This window comes from Dryocola clanedunensis (assembly GCF_038405435.1).
Lineage (GTDB): Bacteria > Pseudomonadota > Gammaproteobacteria > Enterobacterales > Enterobacteriaceae > Dryocola > Dryocola clanedunensis_A.
Genome location: NZ_JBBYHZ010000001.1, coordinates 346444 through 366310 on the forward strand (window position 1 = coordinate 346444; position 19867 = coordinate 366310).

Consider the following 19867-nt stretch of genomic DNA (forward strand, 5'->3'; position numbering starts at 1 on the left):
ACCATGCAGCTTAAACGGTTAGATTTAATGGATGAGGTTGATCAGTTCATCCTCCTTTTCTAACAACGTCAGGTGGCTGGCCGCAATTTCAACCAGCTGTAGCTGAGCGATGTCTTTAATACAGCTATCAACATTGTTAAACCGGTACTGCTGGAATTTATCGCGCAGTATTTCGTCCATAGCCTTAAACAGCGTAATCCGCGCATGGGTTAATACTGCGGAAAGCGGCTGGACGTTTAATAAGCGTTCGGAGGCGACCACCGACTCGACGTTGCCCCTTAGATAATGAGGAATATTTAAACGGTCCATCATCGCGTCAAGGTTTAACGATGCCTCATTCAGATGGTCGTTTTCATCACTCAGCAGCCAGGTATCAAGCAGATAGATATTGATCGACGTGATGCCGCGAGCCTCCAGATGAGCGGCTATCTCCAGCGCAATTTTCCCGCCGAGTGACCACCCCAGCAGGATGACCGGCCGGCTGACGTCGAGAATACGATCGATCTGCGCCAGGTAGTAACGCGCCAGTTCATCAATCTGCTCAATCTTCCGATCATGATAGAAGTTATATGAATCAACGCCATAGCAGCAGTAGCTCTCACTCAGCCGGTTGGCCAGCGACTGGTAGACCGAACAGTTGCCCATCCCCGGATGAATCATAAACATTTGCTGCTTTTCGCTGACCCCGTTGAAAGGCACGATCGCGTCGAAGGACTTCCCTTGCGCCTGGGTAATTTCCTGCGCCAGCGCTTTCAGGGTGCGTGCGTTGATAATATCGAGCAGGCGTATCTTCACGCGCAGCGTCTGGTTAATCCGGTTGTTCAACCGCATCGCCAGGATACTGTTTCCACCCAGCGCAAAGAAATTATCCTCCATGCTTATTCCCTCACAGGGAACCTGCAGAATGCTGGCGAGTAATTTACACAGCGTCTTTTCAACCTTATCTACCGGCGCGACATAGGCCACTGAATGCGTGATCATCGGCTCAGGCAGCGCCTTTCTGTTCAGCTTGCCGTTTGAAGTTATCGGCAGTTCGCTTAAATGAACAAACACCCCCGGCACCATATATTCCGGCAGCGTCTCTCTCAGATGATGAATAAGGTTTTCGGTTTCAATTTCCCGTTCGCTGACATAGTAGGCAACCAGATATTTATCTGTGGCCCCACGTTCACAGGCAATCACTACCGCATGATTAATATGCGGATAGCTCGCCAGGCGCGTCTCAATTTCGCCCAGCTCGATACGATAGCCCCTTACCTTCACCTGGAAGTCATTGCGCCCCAGATACTGAATATCCCCCGAGGATAAATAACGTACCACATCACCCGTTTTGTAAATGCGGCCATTATAATCCCGCTGTTTTTCATCCCCGGTCTGGAACGGGTTGCTCAGGAAGACCCTGTCAGTCAACGGTTGATTGTTCAGGTATCCCCTTGCGACCCCAACGCCGCCGATATACAGCTCGCCGATGGCGCCCGGTGGCACAGGCTGCATTTGCGCATTCAGGACATAAGCGGCCGTATTATCAATCGGCCTGCCTATCAGCACATCGTCAATGTCCCGGTCGTTGCAGTCATAGAATAATACGTCGACCGTTGCCTCCGTTGGCCCATATAAATTATGGATCTGGCAGTGCGGTATCAGCCGCTGGCATTTCCTGACTTCGCCAACGTTGAGTGCCTCCCCGCTGCAGAACAGATAGTTAAGGCTGCCAAGCCGGGCCTGCAGCGCGCTCTGCCCTTCCAGCGTTTCAAGGAAGGCGGACAGCATCGAAGGAACGAAATGGAGCGTCGTCACTTTTTGCCGTTCAATCAGTTCGGCCAGATAGTCATTATCTTTATAGGCCGCCTGAGAGGCGAAAACGGTACATGCGCCGTACCAGTTTGCCCAGAACAGCTCCCAGACCGAAACGTCGAAGGTATAGTTGGTTTTCTGCAGGATGCGATCGTGATGGCCGATCGGATACTGCTTGTGCATCCAGACTATGCGGTTTATCACGCTGTGGTGCTCCAGCATGACGCCTTTAGGGTTCCCCGTCGTGCCGCTGGTATAGATGATGTAGGCCAGATCGGTGGACCGTACCGACGAAGGCAGGTTTTCGCCCGGATAGCGGGCTATCACCGCCGACGTTTTCGGATCGGCCACATCGATCGGGCTTCTGCCGCTTGCCGACAGCGCCGGGGCTTTTTCTGCCCCGGAGCCAGAGGTCAGAACGATACCGATGCTGGCGTTGTCCAGCATGTAGCTTACCCTGTCATCAGGCGCCTGCGGATCCAGCGGCACGTAGGCGCCTCCGGCCTTCAGAATGGCCAGTATCGAGATCATCATCTGCTCTGAGCGTTCCATACTGAGCGCCACAAGATCGCCCGTGCGAACTCCATGCTCTTCCCGCAGATAAGCCGCCAGCCGGTTGGCGCGCTCGTTCAGCTCCCGGTAGCTCAGGCTCACCTCCTCGTACACCAGCGCCGTATGCTCCGGCGTCCTCGCGACCTGCGCCTCGAACATGCCGTGAATGGTCATCTCACGCGGGTAGTCGCACTCCGTGGCGTTCTCCCCGTCGATAAGGCGCCGGTACCCGGCGTCATCCAGGTACTGCACCGCCGACAGAGCCTGCTCCCGCGCGCACAGCGTCCCCAGCTGGCTCAGGATATGCCGGTAGGTCGCTATATAGCCCTCCACCGTCCCCGCGCTGAACAGCGACGTCGCGTAGTTGAACACCCCGCCTATCGCCGCTTCGCTGTCGTCCATCATCACCGTCAGGTCAAACTTCGCCATCCGGTACGCCCCCTCCTGCGCGTCATACTGCTCAAAGCAGCTTTCACCGTCGCAGCACCCCGCCGCGCCGAACGACTGCAGGCTGAACATCACCTGGAATATCGGGTGCCGCGACCCGTCCTTCTCCGCCTTCAGCGCCTCCACCAGCTTTTCAAACGGCAGGTCCTGGTGCGCGTGCGCCTCGTTCACCTTCTGCCCCGTTTCACCGATAAACGCCCCGACCGTCTGCCCCGCGTCTATCCGCCGCCTCAGCACCAGCGTGTTCACGAACAGCCCCATGGTCTCCTCCACGCCCGGATAGTGCCTGCCCGCAATCGGCGTCCCCAGCACGATATCCTGCTGGCTGCTGTAAACTCCCAGCATCAGGCAGTAGCCGCTCAGCAGCACCGTGTACAGGCTCACGTTCAGCGTCGCGGCAAGCGCCCGCAGCTCCGCGCTGGTTTGTTCATCCAGCCGGAAGCGGATGTCCTCCCCGCGATAGTCCATCTGCAGCGGACGCACGTGGTCCGTCGGCAGGTTCAGCGGCTGATGGTCCGCCAGCTCTGCGCACCAGTAGGCCAGCTGCCTCTCCAGCGTCGCCCCCTGCAGGTGCTCGCGCTGCCACAGCGCGAACTCCCGGTACTGCACCGCCGGAAGCGGCAGCTCGCCGCTCGCCTCCCCCGCGCTGACCCGGTAGTAGTGCAGCAGCTCTCTGAGCAGCAGGTCCACCGACCAGCCGTCAAACGCAATGTGATGGATGACGAGGCTGACGTAGCCGGTTCCCGCAAGCGTGAACCGGTGCGCCGCAACCGGGCACTCCCGCGCCAGGTCAAACACCCGGTGCTGGTGCGCGTGCAGCCGTTCGTGCAGCATCTGCCTGCTGTCGCAGGCCGTGTGCGGCACCGTCAGCCCGCAGGCCTCCACCGGCAGTACCTGCTGGTAGCCCTGCCCCTCCCCGTCGCTCAGGATGACGGTGCGCAGCACCTCGTGCCGCGCGATGACCTTCATCAGCGCCTGCGTCACCTTCTCCGGGTCGGTTCCGGCCCGCAGCCTGAAGGTGAGCGGAATGTTGTAGGCGTTGCTCCCCTCCTCGTAGCTGTCGATAAACCACAGCCGCTCCTGGGCAAAGGAGAGCCGCTGCTCCTCCGGGCGGCTTATCCGCGGGGCCCGCATGACCGTGCTGGCCTGCGTCCCACCGTCGATAAAGGCCGCCACCGCCCGGATGGACTTCAGGCGGAACAGGTCGGCGACGTGGACGTTTTTCCCGAGCTGCCGGGTCAGGCGCCCCGCCAGCTTGATGGCCAGGATGCTGTTGCCCCCCAGGCGATAGAAGTCGTCCAGCACGCTCAGGTGCGCCTGCGGGATGCCGAGCTGCTCCGCGAACAGCCCGGTAACCTGCTGCTCCGTGGCCGTGGCCGGGGCTACCCGGTCCGCCTGTGCCTCAAGGACCGGCGCGGGCAGGGCGGCGCGATCCACCTTGCCGTTGACGGTCACCGGCAGCGCGGCCAGGTGCACGAAGGCCGAGGGGATCATGTAGTCGGGCAGCGTCTGGCGCAGAGCCTCGCGCAGGCTCTCTTCCGCCAGCGCGGCGTCGGCAACGTAGTAGGCCATCAGCCGGGTGTCCCCGGCCGGGCCGCGGTTCGCCAGCACCAGCGCCTGATGCACGCCGGGCAGGTCGTTCAGCCGCGCTTCGATTTCGCCGGGCTCAATGCGGAAGCCGCGGATTTTGACCTGGAAGTCGTTGCGGCCCAGATATTCGATGCTGCCGTCCGGGAGGTAGCGCGCCCGGTCGCCGGTTCTGTAGAGGCGGCCGTTTTCGCCGTCGCCGGAGAACGGGCTGGCAATGAACGCGGCGGCGGTCGCCTGCGGGTTATTCAGGTAGCCGCGCCCGACGCCGGGGCCGCCGATGTACAGCTCACCGATAGCCCCCAGCGGAACAGGCCGCAGATGCTTGTCGAGCAGATACAGCTGAGTGTTAGTGATTGGCCGACCAATAGGCACGGTGTAATCAAACGGCTGTGACGCCGAGTTGGTCAGATAGGCTGCGGCAAAGGTGGTCGTTTCCGTCGGTCCGTAAGCGTTAACAAGCCTGACCTGAGGATAAAGCGTTCTGAAACGGTTAACGTGGCTCACGGACGCCTGCTCGCCGCCAATCAGGACATAGCTCAATGACCGTAAGGACGGCAGCTGCGCATCGACGAGGGTATTGAAGAAAGCGGGCGTGGCAAAGAAATTGGTGATCCTGCGCCCGGCGATAAGCCGATCGAAACGTTCCAGGTCCAGAATATTTTGCTTATCCGCCAGCACTACGGCTGCGCCATTCAGCAGCGAGCCGAAGATGTCATAGGTCGAGGCATCAAACTGATAGCCTGAAATAGCCAGGATGCGATCCTGCTCGCCGATCTCCACAAAATTCGTGTTGATTACCAGCCGGTTTACGCAGCGTTGTTCTATCAGCGTCCCTTTTGGATAGCCGGTGGTGCCGCTGGTATAAATCACGTAGGCCAGATCGCTGGAACAGGTTTCGCTGTCCGGATTATCGTCCGAACAACCCGCCAGCTGCTCCAGCGTGTGCTGCGCATCCAGCGGTATCAGCAGCACGTCAGGTGCCATGTGGGTTAGCGCCTGCGCATCCTGCTGATGGCAAAGTACCGCTTTGACCTTCGCATCGCTGATGATGTAGCCGTTGCGCTCGTCCGGTGACTCGGGATCCATAGGCACATAGGCGCCGCCCGCCTTCAGTATTGCCAGAATGCTGATGACAATCTGCTCGCTGCGATGAAGATAGAGCCCCACAAGATCGCTGGCGCGAATCTGGCAGCGTTCCTGCAGGTGGTGCGCCAGGCGGTTCGCCCGCTGATTCAGCTGCGAGTAGGTTAAAACTACGTCCCCATACTCTAAGGCGATGCTGTCCGGTGAGCTTGCGGCGCGTTCCTCAAACAGCGCGGCAAGGGTTTTATCCCCCTCGTAAGGTTTACAGGTGGCGTTCCAGTCGTGGATCATCATCTGATACTGCTGCTTTTCCACGGCGTTCAGCGCATTCTGCGGCTGGTGCGCGTCGTGAATAATATTGCCGACCAGCGTAGCCATCGTTTTCAGCAGCTGGTCGATCGTCGCGTCGTCGAACAGCTCACCGGCATAGTGCAGGCTCAGCGTCAGGCTCTGCTGTTCAAATGCGGTGATCACCAGCGGATAGTCCTGCTTTTCCGCCGTGCTGCCGAAGCGCAGCCTTAGCTCGTCACCTAAATCCGTGTCGGGCACAGGATAGTTTTCGAAGACAAACAAAGAGTTAAACAGGCGTTTGCCCGATGGCTGCAGCTGAGCCAGATTGACATTGCTGCGGGTGTTGGCCTCGTTGATATCGTCCTGCAGCCGCTGAATGGCCGCCAGTACGGACGCCTCTTTCTGATGATCGACGATCAGCGGCAGGGTGTTGATCAGCAACCCTACCGTTTGATCGACCCCCTCCAGCGGCAGATTTCGGCCCGATACCACGGTGCCAACGATGCTGTGAGGGCTGCCGGGATAAATACTGAGCACTTTATGCCAGCAGTACTGCAATACCGCATTCACGGTGACGCCGTGCTCAGCGGTGAAAGATTTCAGCTGCCGGTAACGCTGCTCGTCAAAGACCAGCGGTTTCGTTTTCGCCGTCTTAACGTGCCGGTATTCATTTAAATTCGTGTGCTTTGCCTGCCCGCTCAGCAGGATAGTTAAATCTTCGGGCTCGTCCATACGGGCCAGATAATCCCGCCAGTACTGCAGATGCTCGCTGCGGTGCGCTTGCATATAGCGCTGCACCTGATGGAAAGCAGCGTCGGTCCCCTGCTCCTGCTCGTCATTACGCAGCAGGGCCAGGTAGCGCTGATGTACGGCCTCAATCAGCAGCGGATTACTCCAGCCGTCGAGAATGGCGTGGTGGCAGCTGAAAATGCAGCGATAGTGCGTTTGCGAATTTTTGATCGTATAGACCCGGAAGAGTCCGCCGACCGATAAATCGTAAGGCCGCGCGCGATCCTGTGCGCAGAGATCGGCGAAGAACGTGCTTTGCTGCTGCTCATTCTTTTCGCTGAGATCGAAGAAGGACCAGTTTAATACGGCCTGGGTATCCACAATCTGAATCAGCTCTTCGCTCCAGTCAAAACGCAGGCGAAGCGTTGGATAATGCTCCTGCGTCTGCAGCCAGGCCTGCTTCAGGCGATTAATATCCAGCGCATTGTCATAGTCCCAGAACATCTGGGTATGGTAGGCATCGTCAACCTCCCCCTGCGAGACAGCATGGTAGATAAAACCTTCCTGCAGGCTGTTGGCCAGATAAACCGATTCCAGTTCGCCGTTGTGTTGCAGGCGGTCCAGCGTCTGCTGGGAGATCACGCCTTCAATATCTTTTGCGGTCAGATAAGTGCGCGTTTGCGCAAGCAGGTGGCCGATGGCGTCTGTAATCGCAGCAAGATAGCGCTCCGCCAGCTGCTGCATTGCGCTTTCAGCCAGATAGCCGGAAAGGCGGATTTTCAGCTGCCCGCCAATAATCCCCGCGTTAACGCTGAGCAGGTGCATCTCACCGTTTTCAGGCGAAACGGCAGCCCCTGCGTCTTCGCTGCTGAATCGCCATCCCTCCTGCAGCGACTCATCAAAGCGGCCTAAATAGTTAAAGCCGATCGGTGGCAGCTGCTCCCTGCCGTATCCCACCAGCGGCGCAAACCCCACGCCCCGGTGCGGCACCTCGCCGAGGCTCTCTTTGACGGCCACGATCTGCCTGAGCCAGTCGCCGCTGCACGCCAGGCGGACGGGGTACATATTGGTCAGCCACCCCACCGTGCGGTTAACGTCGACGCTGGCGTCCAGCGGCTCCCGACCATGCCCTTCCAGCGTCAGATACTGGGTATTCAGCCCGTTAAACGCGTTGAGCGTGTGAGCGAAGCTGGCGAGCAGAATATCGTTGACCTGCGTGTTGAGCACCGCATGGATCCTGCCCAGCAGGCTCTGCGTTAACGGCTGGCCCAGCGACACCTCGCACTGGCTCAGCGATGGCGAAGTGAAAATCGGCGCTAATTCCCGGCAATAATCCTCCATGCCACGCATCGCGTTATGCCAGTAAACAGTCTCCTGCTGGCTGGCGTAGCCCTGAACGTGCGCAACCCATTGACGATAGCTGGTAGGTTTATCGCCTAGCACTTCAGCGGGATCGCTTATCCCGGCCGGACTGGCTTCTACAGCCAGATAAAGCCTTTCCAGATCCTGCCTGATAATGTGCCAGCTAACCGCATCTACGATCAGGTGGTGGAAGGCGAAATGTAACTTCGCGCGCGGCGCAGTTTCATGGTGAATGTAACCAACGTGACACAGCTTTCCGGCAAAGATATCGAATCCGCGCTGCCACCGATCGAATAGCGCAGCTTCCCGCTCTTTATTTTCGGCGGCCTCGACGACCGACAGCGGAACTTCGGTTATTTCTGGCTGGTAGCACTGGCGGTAACCTTCCTGTCCGTCACGGACAAAGGTCATCCTCAGCGCGTCATGGTACGCGAACAGCAGCGCCAGGCTCTGCCTTAGCACGTCCGCATCCAGGCGGGGAACATCCAGTATGAAGGACTGGTTCCAGTGCTGATAGTCGGCAAAAGTGCCCCGATCTGCCTGCTCGAAGAACCACTGCTGGATCGGCAGCATCGGCACCTGGCCCGTCAGCACCCCCGACTCGGAGAGATGTTCGACCCGGCTGTCCTCGTCAAAAGCAATTCTTTTGGCCAGCAGACGGACGGTTTTACATTCAAAAATATCTTTAACGGCGATCGTTCCCTTCAGGCGCTGGCGGACCAGCCTGATGGTCTGGATAGCGCTGATGCTGTCGCCGCCGAGCCTGAAGAACTCGTCGTTCACCCCGACCTGCTCCGGCGCCTGGCCTAATATTTCACTGAATATCCGGCACAGCTCGGTTTCCGTTTTGCCTTCGGGCGCGACGTAGCTGTCCTCCCTGCTCCAGTCCGGCTGCGGCAGGGCTTTGTGGTTTAGTTTCCCGTTAACCGTCATCGGGAACGCGGTCAGGTGAATATACGCCGCCGGGACCATGTAGTCGGGCAAACCACGGCTCAGATGCTCCGCTATCCGCTGTTTGTCCAGCGCCGCATCCGAAACATAATAAGCGACTAACGCGCGCGCGCCGGTCGGCAGCTTATGCGCGACGACCGCGGCCTGGATGATTTCCGGGATCTGGGCAAGCTGCATTTCAATTTCGCTTAGTTCAATCCTGAAGCCGCGGATCTTGACCTGAGAATCGCGTCGGCCAACGTACTCAATACGGCTGTCAGGCAGTCGGCGAACGAGGTCGCCCGTTTTATACAGGCGTGCTGCCTCGCTGTGCAGCTTCTGCTCGTCGCTCTGGAAAGGGCTGGCAATAAAGGCCTGCGCGGTTTGCCGGGCGTCATTCAGGTAGCCCCGGGCCAGGCCCACGCCGCTGATGTAGAGTTCACCAATTGCGCCGGGGGGCACGGGATTCAGGTTTTTATCCAGAACGTGAACGTCAATATTCGGCAGCGGCAGGCCGATGTTGAGGTTGCTGTCGCCGCTTTCGAAATAGTGCAGCGTCGCGCAGACGCTGCTTTCCGTCGGGCCATAAGCATTAATAACGGTGGTGCCCTGCGAACGGTAACGTTCCATTATCTCGCGGTTGCAGGGCTCTCCGGCCACCACCAGCGTAGCGAGAGGCAGCGGGCTGTTTTTATCCAGCAGCGCCGGGGGAATGGTGGCGATATCAATTTTGTGGTCGGAAATATACCGCGCCAGCGCGTCATAATCCTTGCGCACCGGCTCCTGCAAAATATGCAGCGCATGGCCGTTGGCAATCGCCGTAAATAATTCAGAAACATGAGCATCAAACACGTACGCGGCATACCACAGGCACTGCTTAGCGGCGGCATCCCCCTGCCCCAGGCCAAACGCTTCCCCCTGGGCGAGGGCAAGGTTGATGAGGCCCGCATGTTCAATCATCACGCCTTTGGGTTTGCCGGTCGTGCCGCTGGTATAAATGACGTAGGCCAGCTGGTTCAACGCTATTGCGGCATCAGGATTACCTGATTGCTGAAAAGAGACCAGATCGTTCTGGAATGCAGGATTATCAACGGTGACGACGGGCAGGTCCGGGATCGGGTTCAGGCGGGCCACGCTCTCACCGTCGCTTAATATCGCTTTGGCTCCGGTGTCCTGCAGAATGTAGCCCAGGCGGTGCTCGGCCTCCCCCGGGTTAAGGGGAATATACGCGGCTCCCGCTTTAAGTACGGCCAGAATACAGACCGGCATCCAGGCCGATTTTTCAAGGCAGAGGGCAACGAAATCCCCGGCGCTGATTGCCAGCTCGCGCTTCAGGTAATGCGCCAGGCGGTTGGCCCGCTCGTTAAGCTGCTGATAGGTCAGGACGTCATCGCCGCAGATAATGGCGCTACGCTCCGGCCAGGCCGCAGCAACGTGCTCAAACTGTTTGACGATGGAATGCTGCGACACCGGCGAGCTCGTGCAGGCGTATAGTGGGCTGCTCTGCAACGGCTGCGAAGCGATAAGGTTAATTTTATCTACAGCCAGGTCCACGTCCCCCGCGTTCAGGATATCCAGCGTAGTAAGAAAAAGATTTTTATAGAGTTCGATGAAGCTTTTCACCAGCGTCGCATCCAGCACGCGGCCGTCGAATTTAACGCGGTAGCTGATGCGGTTCGCCTGCGCCTCCTGCTCAAACAGCAGGGTGTTCACGAGATCGATTTGGAACTCGTGATTCGTTGACTCATTCACAATGCCGCTAAAATGCGTCCGGTGATCGCGCAGGAACGTCTGGACAAAAGCCACATCCAGTAGGCCCGTGCCTTCGCCGCAGGCGAGGATTTCATGGACGGGCAAATATTTTGCGCTGGCCTTTTTTAGCGACTTGTAAAAATGATGAATATTGTCAATAACGCTGCGCAGGGTCGACGCATTCTCAAAGCGATAATCTATCGCCAGGGTGTTGATGTGCGCGCCGTACAGCAGCTCTTTCCCTTCGGTGATAGCCACCGGGTAGGCAATCGCTACGGCTTTTTGCCCGGACATTTTATGGAGCAGCATGCCCATAATCATCTGGCCAAACAGATAGGGCGTGAGCTTATATTTACGCAGCAATGACGCGACGCTGCGGGACTGCTGCTCGTCAAAACTGAAGAGCAGCTCTCTTATCTGGCGGCGAGCCGAGGTGGCAGCAGGCTGGCGACCCGGTTGTAAAAAGCGCAGGTCAGGGCCTTCAAGGTCGCTCAGCCGCTCGCGCCAGAACTCACGCATTTGCGCGCCTTTTTCTTCCATAAGCGCGGTCAATTTTTGGTGAAGGTTCTGGTGCATCTCGCTTTGCACCGCAAGGGACGGCACCTCGTACTCAATGCCGTTATAGCGCTTACGCCACTTATCCCAGATTTCTTCGGTGCTGATGCCGTCGACGATAATATGATGAAAAATAAATATGGAGCGGTAGCGGTTATCACCGAGATCGATTAAATGGATGCGGGCCAGCGGCCCCTTTTTTAAATCAAAAGGTGCTGAAACCAGATCATAAATTTCCTGTTCGGTGAGAGGCTCATCGTGAAAGACGGCGATATTTAAAACAGACTCTCGCGCCACCCAAAATGGCCCTTCATCACCGTCATCAATAGTATGGCGGGAAATAAAATGCTCGTTAACAACCTGCCCAATACTGTCGCTGTATCTTTTCTTATCTATTTCACCCTCAAGGGTGTTATCGATCACAATGTTGTAATCGCTGCGCTCAGGGTTTTGTAACCATTCATAATAAAAAATCGTCTGATAGGGGGTGAGTTTTATCATGTCCATGTTGTTGTCCTTAACCATGAGTATTTATTTAGATGACTTATTAATAAAATAATCTGCGCGGCCTGAATAAAGTCGCGCTGAATATTGTCCGTGCTGAATGACGGCAACAGGGAAGCCGAGAATGCGATTGCGTCATTCCACTTTTTGCTTCACCCGGCTTCAAACGGCCAGAAACGGCGGCCGGGTGAATTTATCCGTAATAGCGATACTTTGAGTCTGGCGTATTATTCGCGCGCTAACGCTTCAATGGGATCCAGCCGTGCAGCGCGGCTTGCTGGTAAATAGCCGAATACCATGCCAATGCAGGTCGAGCACAGGAAGGCCCCCCACAGGGCAGCCGGCGGAAAGCTTATCTGCCAGCCGGGCATCGCCCACTGCACGCTTTGACCAACGGTGAGCGCCAGCGCGATCCCCAGCGCCCCGCCCACCAGGCAAACCAGCACCGCTTCGATCAGAAACTGCTGCAGTACATCACCAGAACGGGCGCCTACCGCCATGCGTATGCCAATCTCACGCGTCCTTTCGGTTACCGAAACCAGCATGATATTCATCACGCCTATTCCCCCAACGATCAGCGAAATCACCGCGACGAGAGCAAGAAACAGCTGCAGTGTGCGAGTGGTTTTCTCCGCTGTTTGCACCACGTTGTCCATATTGAAGGTAAAGAAATCTTTCTTGCCGTGGCGCAGGCTCAGCAGCCGCGTTAAATGCTGTTCTGCCTGCTGGCTGTTATAACCCTCACGAATGCGCACGGTAATCGAATCGAAATAGTCATTGCCCATCAGCCGGTTAGCCATGGTGGTATAGGGCACCCAGACGTTGAGCATCTTGCTGCTGCCAAACATCGACTGCTTCTCTTCCGTTACGCCCACCACCGTCGCGGGCATATTACCCACCAGGATAACCTCCCCGATTGCGCTTTTCTGATGGGGAAAGAGCCGACGCTGCGTATTGATATCAATGACCACCACCTGGGCCTGGGAGGCGACGTGCTCAGGGTAAATGCCTGCCCCCTGATGAAAGGTCATGCCGTAAACCCGAAAATACTGCTCGCTGACGCCCGAGACGTTAGCCGACACGTCAATATTGCCGAAGCGCAAACGCATGCTGCTGCGGGTGTTTGGCGAAAGCACGCTGACATAAGGCTGTTCACGCAGCGCGCTGAGATCGTCATACTTCAGCGCCTGGCGGAAGGTCGGGTCATCATCACCAAAATCTTTACCGGGATAGATATCCACCGTGTTGGTGCCGATGGATCTGATTTCGGCCAGAACGCTCTGTTTGGCCGCATCGCCAATCACCAGGATAGAGACAACCGAAGCGATACCAATAACGATGCCCAGCATGGTCAGCACGGTTCGCATCTTATTGGCAGCCATTGCCCACCAGGCCATCAATAGCGCCTCGCGGAACCGGTCGGCCATCTGCTGCCAGGACGGCGCGGGCGCCGACAGCGCCAGCGTTTTCGCCTGCGGCTGCGCCTTTGACAAAGGGCGGGAGTCGTTAAGGATTTCCCCGTCGCGGATTTCAATAATTCGCTCGGCCTGGCGTGCGACGGCGGGATCGTGGGTCACAATGATCACGGTGTGCCCCTGCCTGCACAGCTCTTTGAGGATGGTCATGACCTCCTCACCAGAATGGCTGTCCAGCGCGCCGGTGGGTTCGTCCGCAAGGATGACCTGTCCGCCGTTCATCAGCGCCCTCGCAATACTGATACGCTGCTGCTGCCCACCGGAAAGCTGGCATGGACCGTAGGTAATACGCTCGCCCAGCCCCAGGCGCTGTAGCAGGGCCGCCGCTCTTTCACGCCGTGCGGTGTTGCTTACCCCGGCGTAAATAGCGGGAACCTCAACGTTATGCAACGCGCTCAGATGCGGCAGTAAATGATAGCGCTGGAAGATAAAACCAAAGTGCTCGCGCCGTAGCGCGGCCAGCGCATCGCTGCTGAGCGACGCCACGTCCTGCCCGGCTACGCGGTAGGTCCCGTCGCTGGCTTTATCCAGGCAGCCAAGAATATTCATCAGTGTTGATTTGCCGGAGCCAGACGCGCCGATAATCGCCACCATCTCCCCGGCATGGATCCGCAGACTGACGCTTTTGAGTACCTGCAGGCTTTGGTCGCCAGACTGATAGCTCCGACAGATCCCCGTCAACTCCAGCAGCGCCGTCATCCATTAACCTCCGCGCCGTCGTTGCTGACAATTACCTCTTCTCCGGCCTTCAGTCCGTCGACAATCTGCACTTCCAGGTTGTTACGAACGCCAATCGTCACCTCCCGCCTGTCGGCCTTATTCTGGCGCAGCACCGAAACGTAATACCGGTTATCGGCAATCTGATCCCCTAAGGCGAGCAGCGGAATAACCAGCGCGTCTTTGACATCAGCAAGCTGGATATGGACCTGCGCGGTCATTTGCAGGCGCAGCAGCCCCTGGGGATTGGGCACCTCGAAGCGCGCGTAATAAAAAATGGCGTTATTGACCTTTTCTGGCGTTGGCTGGATGTCTTTCAGACGCCCCTCGTAGCGCTGGCTCGTGTCCCCCAGCACGTTGAACCACGCCTTTAACCCCGGTTTAAGATGGATCACATCCGCCTCGGAAACCTGGGCCTTAACCAGCATGGTGCTCATATCGGCTAATGTCAGAATATTCGGTGCCTGCTGCGCCGCGATTACCGTTTGCCCCTGCAGGGTAGTGATTTGCACCACGTCGCCGTCCATCGGCGCTTCAATACGGGTATAGGCGAGATTGATTCTGGCGGTGTCCAGGCTGGCCTGATTTTTGGCAATCTGCGCCCTGATGGTCTCAACCTGCGCTTTTTTTACCGCCAGTTCGGTAGCCAGTTTGTCTAAGTCCTGGCGCGATACCGCCTGTACTTTGGCCAGATCGCGGTTGCGCCGCAGGGTGACCTCAGCAAGCTGTTGCTCCGCCTGCGCCTGCTGGCGTTGAGCCTGTAAATCCAGCAGCGTGGCTTCCCACTCGCGTATGCTGTTTTGCGCCTGCTGCGGGTCGATAATGCCCAGCAGCTGTCCCTTTTTTACTTTATTGCCAATCTCAACGTTCAGGCTGACCAGCTGCCCGCTAACCTGAGCGCCCACGTCAACTTTCCGCACGGCATCCAGCTGCCCGGTAGCCAGGACGTTATTTTGAAAATCACGCTGCACGACCTTAACCGTTTTATAATTTTCGGCTGCTGCATGATTAAAATGCCGATAAACCAGCAGGGCAAGCACCACCAAAAGGGTACCGCCTGCCAGAATTTTTTTTGTTCGTCCTGTTAACATAGGGATATTTCGTCCTTGCTGCTTAAGATTGTTAAAATAATCTCGGTGCACTCGTCCTGAGTTTTATAATCAATAAAATATATAATATAAAAATCTAAAATTCATATAACCAATGAATTGCGATGAGCGTAACGGGTGGTAAATACAAACTCCCTTTTAATTCTAAGATAATCCTAATATTTTTCTAAGCGATCCCTTATCATTAAAGTTCATGTATATAACATGTTACTTGTTAGATATTTTTCTTCGTTAATCTGTTGACGATCAGGTTAATTATAAGAACCCGGAAGCTCCTATTATTAATGACTTTGTTCAGTAGCTCAAGTGAACTCTTCGTTGGGATTAATAATTTTATAATTCTGGACTTCAACGCTAAGGAAGGAGGTAGTTAAAATAAAGCGTTTAAAAAATAAGCCGCAAAAAGATTGAGATTGCGGTCTGCATCTCAGGCTGATGCAGACCGCAGGGCTTGATATGCCCTTATTTGTTAATCATTTCGCATGACGGGCAAATTCATCTTTAGCCTTTTGCAGCTGCTGCTGGAAAGCCGGGTTAGTGTGTAGCGTAGCAACCACGGCGGAACCAACGATACGCGCTGCGTCAACGTCGCTCTGCCAGTGATATCCGCAGATGACCCTGCTCTGGCCCAGGTCATAGCCGCGCTGAAGGATCTGATCCTGACGCTGCGGGTTGATTTCGGTCAGCACCAGCGCCGTCGCCCAGCCGATAGACGTGTGGCCCGATGGGTAAGAGCCATTTTTGGAGAGCTTGTCCTGCTCCGTGGTGTTGCAGGTAGGGACGCCGTAGAACGCAAACGGACGAATGCGCATGTACTTCTCTTTCGCGCCGCGTGTTGCCAGATCGCCTGCGTCCTCAATCATATTGGTGAGCAGCTTGTGCAGCTCCGGTGAATCTTTGGCGGTAATAGGCGAACCGAACGCCGCAGAGAACGCGTTGGCTACGCCACCACCGCTCAGGTTTGCATCCTCTGCCGCCTGCTTGCCGCGCTCGGTTGAGCGAAGCAGGCGACCCTGTTCATACATCGCCTGATCGTTAAGGAAGGCGATGCTGCCTACCGCTGGCGGAGGCGGAAGCAGCGTCAGGCTGTTGATCGCCTGATCGTTCTTCAAATAATACAGGTCGGGTTTGGTGGTGGCATCGTTGCCGGCAAGGGCAAAAGCGTTGAGGGAGAAAAGGCTGGCCAGACAAAATACTGCAACATTCTTCATCGAAGTTTCCTTACTTATTATCGGGATATTGTTACGCGTCAGGTACGTAACATTTATTAACATCCCGTCAGTAAACCAAATTACGCGCGAAAAAGAGTGCGGGGTATCGCAAAACGACAGATTGATAATTTATATGAATGAATGTTGGACAGAATAGAGGGATAAGGAACAGCAAAAGGGCCTTACCTTTCGATGAGGCCCCTGGGATCAGTATTTTCCCTGGCGGGAAAGCTTATCGAGATAGCCCATTGCGAAGGCGGAAAGCACGAAGGTCAGGTGGATAATCACATACCACATCAGCTTGTTATCGGGGACGTTTTTCGCATCCATAAACACGCGCAGCAGATGAATAGAAGAGATAGCCACAATAGACGCCGCCACTTTATTTTTCAGCGACCCGGCATCCATTTTACCCAGCCAGCTCAGCTTTTCTTTGCCTTCGGAGATGTTCAGGGTGGAGACAAAATTCTCATAGCCCGAGAACATCACCATCACCAGCAGCCCGCCCACCAGCGCCATATCCACCAGCGAAAGCAGCACAAGGATCAGATCCGCTTCGGCGATGGAAAAAATATTCGGCAGTACGTGGAGGATCTCCTGGAAAAACTTAACCGTTAAGGCCAGCAGCGCCAGCGACAGCCCGAAGTAGACCGGTGCCAGCAGCCAGCGTGCGGCATACATCGCATTTTCGAAGAAACGTTCCATAGTGTCCTTCCCATTAAACAAGGACGGGCAGTATAGCGAATCCGCACGCGGGCTGTCCTGAGCGTTTACTGGTTAGCTCAGCAGATCCAGACGGCGGGCCGTTTCGTAATGGCTTTCCCAGAACCGGTTGCTCAGGGAAGAGATGGTTACGCCTTTCGAGCCTGAGGCGTGCATGAACTCGCTGTTACCGAGATAAACCCCTACGTGACGCACGCCGGGTTTGGTGTGGAAAAAGACCAGGTCGCCCGCTTTCAGCTCGCCCTTACCTACATGCATACCGTTTTTGATCTGCTCAAAAGTCGTGCGCGGTAAATTTTTATGCAGCGAAGCGCTAAAGATGTGCTGCATCAGAGCCGAACAGTCGACCCCCTTGTGCGATGAGCCGCCCCAGTGATAGCGGGTACCCTTCCACTGGCTGTACTGCGAGAGCAAAGCGCTTTTTATCTCCGCAGAGCTGGCGCCTTTATGAATGCTTTTATCGTGCAGCAATTCGGCATGAGAGAGCGACCGCGTGCCCACAGACGCAAATTCCTTTGGCATATTAAAGGCAAAGGAATTTGTGCTAAATAAGGCGGGTACGGCTAAAAATAAGACGGGAATAAATTTTTTAATCAGGGACATATTCGTATTCTGTAGCAGAGCTGTAACAAATCCTTACCAGTTTACCAGCAGCGTGGTGGGTGACTCTTCTTGAGTGTGCAAATAATAACCGATGCGCATTTTTTATACAGGACTTCATTGGTCCAATACTGGACGGGCAATGTTCATGCTTTAAAACAGCCAGTTAGACTTTATCAAGTTCCACTTCCGGTCGCTGATAGTGCGGCCAGACAACGGCGACAAGGCGGGGATAGGCCTCCAGGCTTAGCTCATTAAAGCACTGGCGCAGGTTCAGAACCTCGATATCAGAAAGGGAGACGCGTTCGCCCTCGGCGCAGCGCTTTTTAATATTATCGTAATATTTATAGACGGCAGAATTCAGATCGCTACAGCGCCGCTGGGCATTGAACAATTCCGGACAGGTCGTTAATTCATCAATCCGCATTCTTTTAATAGTCGTATGGATAAAGTCGCTATATTCATTATTGACCCGCCAGAAATAACCCGGCGTTATCTTCGACATGATCATCGAAAAATAGTCTTCCCGTTCTTCGGGGCTGCTGTCCGGAATTTGACTTAAATTCTCTGTCACCGATGCCTGAGGCTCCTCCACCAACGCCTTCATTAATGCCAGTACGACACAAAGTAAAATCAGAATGGCGACGATAAAATAGAAAAGGCCGTGCATCCGAAACTCCTGTTTTTTTTATTTTAAAAGTAAGGCATGATATCGCTTATCTGCAAGAGGGATAAAACCATACGCAACTGATTAATATCACAGGACTTAACCGCATGTTGCCCAACAACTTTACATCCTGCTGCCGCAGCGTTTTAAACGATACGGCAAAATCGGCAAACCCTGAACAGCCAACGCTGCAGGAGCAGCTGTTAGCCCATGAGAAAGCTATTCTCAGCGGCAAGTATTATGCCGGACAAGCAAAAAATGCGCTACTGGAAGAAACCGACCGTCATATAAAAGAGCAGCTTTTCTGCGGCGCTAAAATAGAAGCGATGACTGCCGTACTGAATGAACTTATCGAAACTGGCCAGCCCAGCAAAGCAGATCTTGATATGCTGACCGCGGATAAAAAAGCGGAAATTTCCCTTAAAGAAGAACAAATCTGGGTGAATCAGCTGACGGGGAATAATAAATGGCCATTATTTTATAAATTCGAGGAGTAACAGGTGTCAGAAATAACTGCCTCTCCCACCGCCGGGGATAATGAACTTAACGAAGACGCGCTGCTGGAATTTACCTTAAAGCAAAATATTGCCGAACTGACCGCCTGCCGGGATGAAAATATCAACAAATATACCCAGGCCGTAACCGACATAACCGCAACATTAGTCGACCTGCGCTGGAAGCATCGCCATCAGCTATTCCCCTACAGGGTTAAAGAAGAAGTGCTGGGCGCGGTGTTAAGCGAAATCATCGCCGGGCATCCGGCGTTGAAAGAAAAGATCCTTGAGCGCCTGGAGGCGAATTATCAGCAGATTCGCACCCGCGAAGCGCAAACTCTGTCGCTGACCAGGTCAATGCTTGAAGGGACTTACAAAACCCCTAATCTGTAGCCGTCCATATTTCCGGCACGGCAGAATCGCTGATAATCTGTGTCACCTGCGACATCTCCCCTACTTTGACATCTCCGGCCCGTGCAAACTTGCTTTTGTCGACCAGCAGCAGCGACTGCGCGGCTCGCCGGAGCAAAACGGTTTTGTACTCCGCGTTCCAGCTTCGCGCATCCCACAGCGCCCCGCTGCCGTCTACGCCCTTGCAGGAAAACAGAAACAGATCGATAGCGAGATCTTTGAGCTGGGCCACCAGCGGCGCATTGATATAGCAGGCGTATTCACGCAGCAGAAGCCCGCCGCTGCAAATGACCCTGATGTGCCGACGCTTTGATAACGCCTGGCAAATGCGCTCGCTGTTGGTAAACACGGTGACGGGAATATCCGGCAGCAGGCGGGCCAGATACCAGCAGGTGGAGCTGGCGTCCATGGCAATCACCATACCTTCGCTCACCCAGGCCAGGGCCCGCCGGGCAATCACTGCTTTGCTGTTCAGATGGCTTTTTTGCCGCTCGGCAAAGGGATCGCCGGTTTCGGCGGCGCCCTGGCCCAGGCGTTTAGCCCGGCCGTGCTGGCGCAGGATCTTCCCCTGCTTTTGCAGATCGGTTAAATCGCGACGCACGGTTTCAAGGCTGACCTCCAGCAGGCGTGCCAGCTGCTGGGTTGTCAGGCTGTCGTACTGTTCCAGCAGCTGTAGCAATTCGTGGTGGCGTGCTGTTTTCATTCCCTCTCCGTCATCGGCCCGCATGCTTATTTACATTAAGGCATTAGGGCCGCTCAGGCGAGACGAAACGCAGGAACAGTGGCTATCCAGCAATGAGTACAGACCTTAGGAATAACCTGTAAAGGTTCGACAACCCAGCAGGAATAACTACCCTTTAGGGAGGTTAAC

The 19867-nt window shown here is 55.6% G+C and carries 10 protein-coding genes; 2 read left to right on the plus strand and 8 right to left on the minus strand.

Features of this window, described 5'->3' with window-relative positions:
• Positions 1–24: 24 nt before the first annotated feature.
• The 7 genes from AAE045_RS01630 to AAE045_RS01660 all read right to left on the minus strand — a co-directional run bounded on the left by AAE045_RS01630 (position 25) and on the right by AAE045_RS01660 (position 18094).
• The gene (locus tag AAE045_RS01630; RefSeq protein WP_455546195.1) at positions 25–11592 is read right to left on the minus strand and encodes an amino acid adenylation domain-containing protein; all 11568 of its coding nucleotides are present in this window, start codon (positions 11590–11592) and stop codon (positions 25–27) included.
• 224 nt (positions 11593–11816) lie between these two features.
• Positions 11817–13763, minus strand: coding sequence for a macrolide ABC transporter ATP-binding protein/permease MacB (gene macB / locus AAE045_RS01635; RefSeq protein ID WP_455546196.1), 1947 nt, complete (start codon positions 13761–13763; stop codon positions 11817–11819).
• Complete coding sequence (gene macA / locus AAE045_RS01640; RefSeq protein ID WP_455546197.1) at positions 13760–14872, minus strand: macrolide transporter subunit MacA; 1113 nt, start codon at positions 14870–14872, stop codon at positions 13760–13762. Before macA ends, macB begins: the two co-directional genes overlap by 4 nt.
• A gap of 491 nt (positions 14873–15363) precedes the next feature.
• Positions 15364–16101: an acid phosphatase PhoC gene (gene phoC / locus AAE045_RS01645; protein WP_455546198.1), complete on the minus strand. Its 738-nt coding sequence runs from the start codon at positions 16099–16101 to the stop codon at positions 15364–15366.
• 207 nt (positions 16102–16308) lie between these two features.
• Positions 16309–16806 (minus strand): TIGR00645 family protein, encoded by a 498-nt coding sequence (locus tag AAE045_RS01650; RefSeq protein WP_455546199.1) that lies wholly within the window; start codon positions 16804–16806, stop codon positions 16309–16311.
• Between the two features lie 72 nt (positions 16807–16878).
• Positions 16879–17325, minus strand: a complete 447-nt coding sequence (locus AAE045_RS01655) for an NlpC/P60 family protein (RefSeq protein ID WP_455546200.1) — start codon at positions 17323–17325, stop codon at positions 16879–16881.
• Positions 17326–17590: 265 nt separating this feature from the next.
• Positions 17591–18094, minus strand: coding sequence for an ESA_00282 family adhesion-associated protein (locus AAE045_RS01660; protein WP_455546201.1), 504 nt, complete (start codon positions 18092–18094; stop codon positions 17591–17593).
• A 104-nt stretch (positions 18095–18198) separates the two neighbouring features.
• Here AAE045_RS01660 and AAE045_RS01665 point away from each other — a divergent pair, with 104 nt between their 5' ends.
• Together AAE045_RS01665 and AAE045_RS01670 are read left to right on the plus strand one after the other, a co-directional pair.
• The gene (locus AAE045_RS01665) at positions 18199–18588 is read left to right on the plus strand and encodes a hypothetical protein (RefSeq protein WP_455546202.1); all 390 of its coding nucleotides are present in this window, start codon (positions 18199–18201) and stop codon (positions 18586–18588) included.
• Positions 18589–18591: 3 nt separating this feature from the next.
• Positions 18592–18978, plus strand: coding sequence for a cytoplasmic protein (locus AAE045_RS01670; protein WP_455546203.1), 387 nt, complete (start codon positions 18592–18594; stop codon positions 18976–18978).
• On the opposite strand, the gene fucR is transcribed toward AAE045_RS01670, so the two are convergent.
• Entirely contained in the window at positions 18968–19699 is a 732-nt protein-coding gene (gene fucR / locus AAE045_RS01675) for an L-fucose operon activator (protein WP_455546204.1), read from the minus strand. The two genes, AAE045_RS01670 and fucR, sit on opposite strands and share 11 nt — an antisense overlap.
• Positions 19700–19867 lie beyond the last annotated feature (168 nt).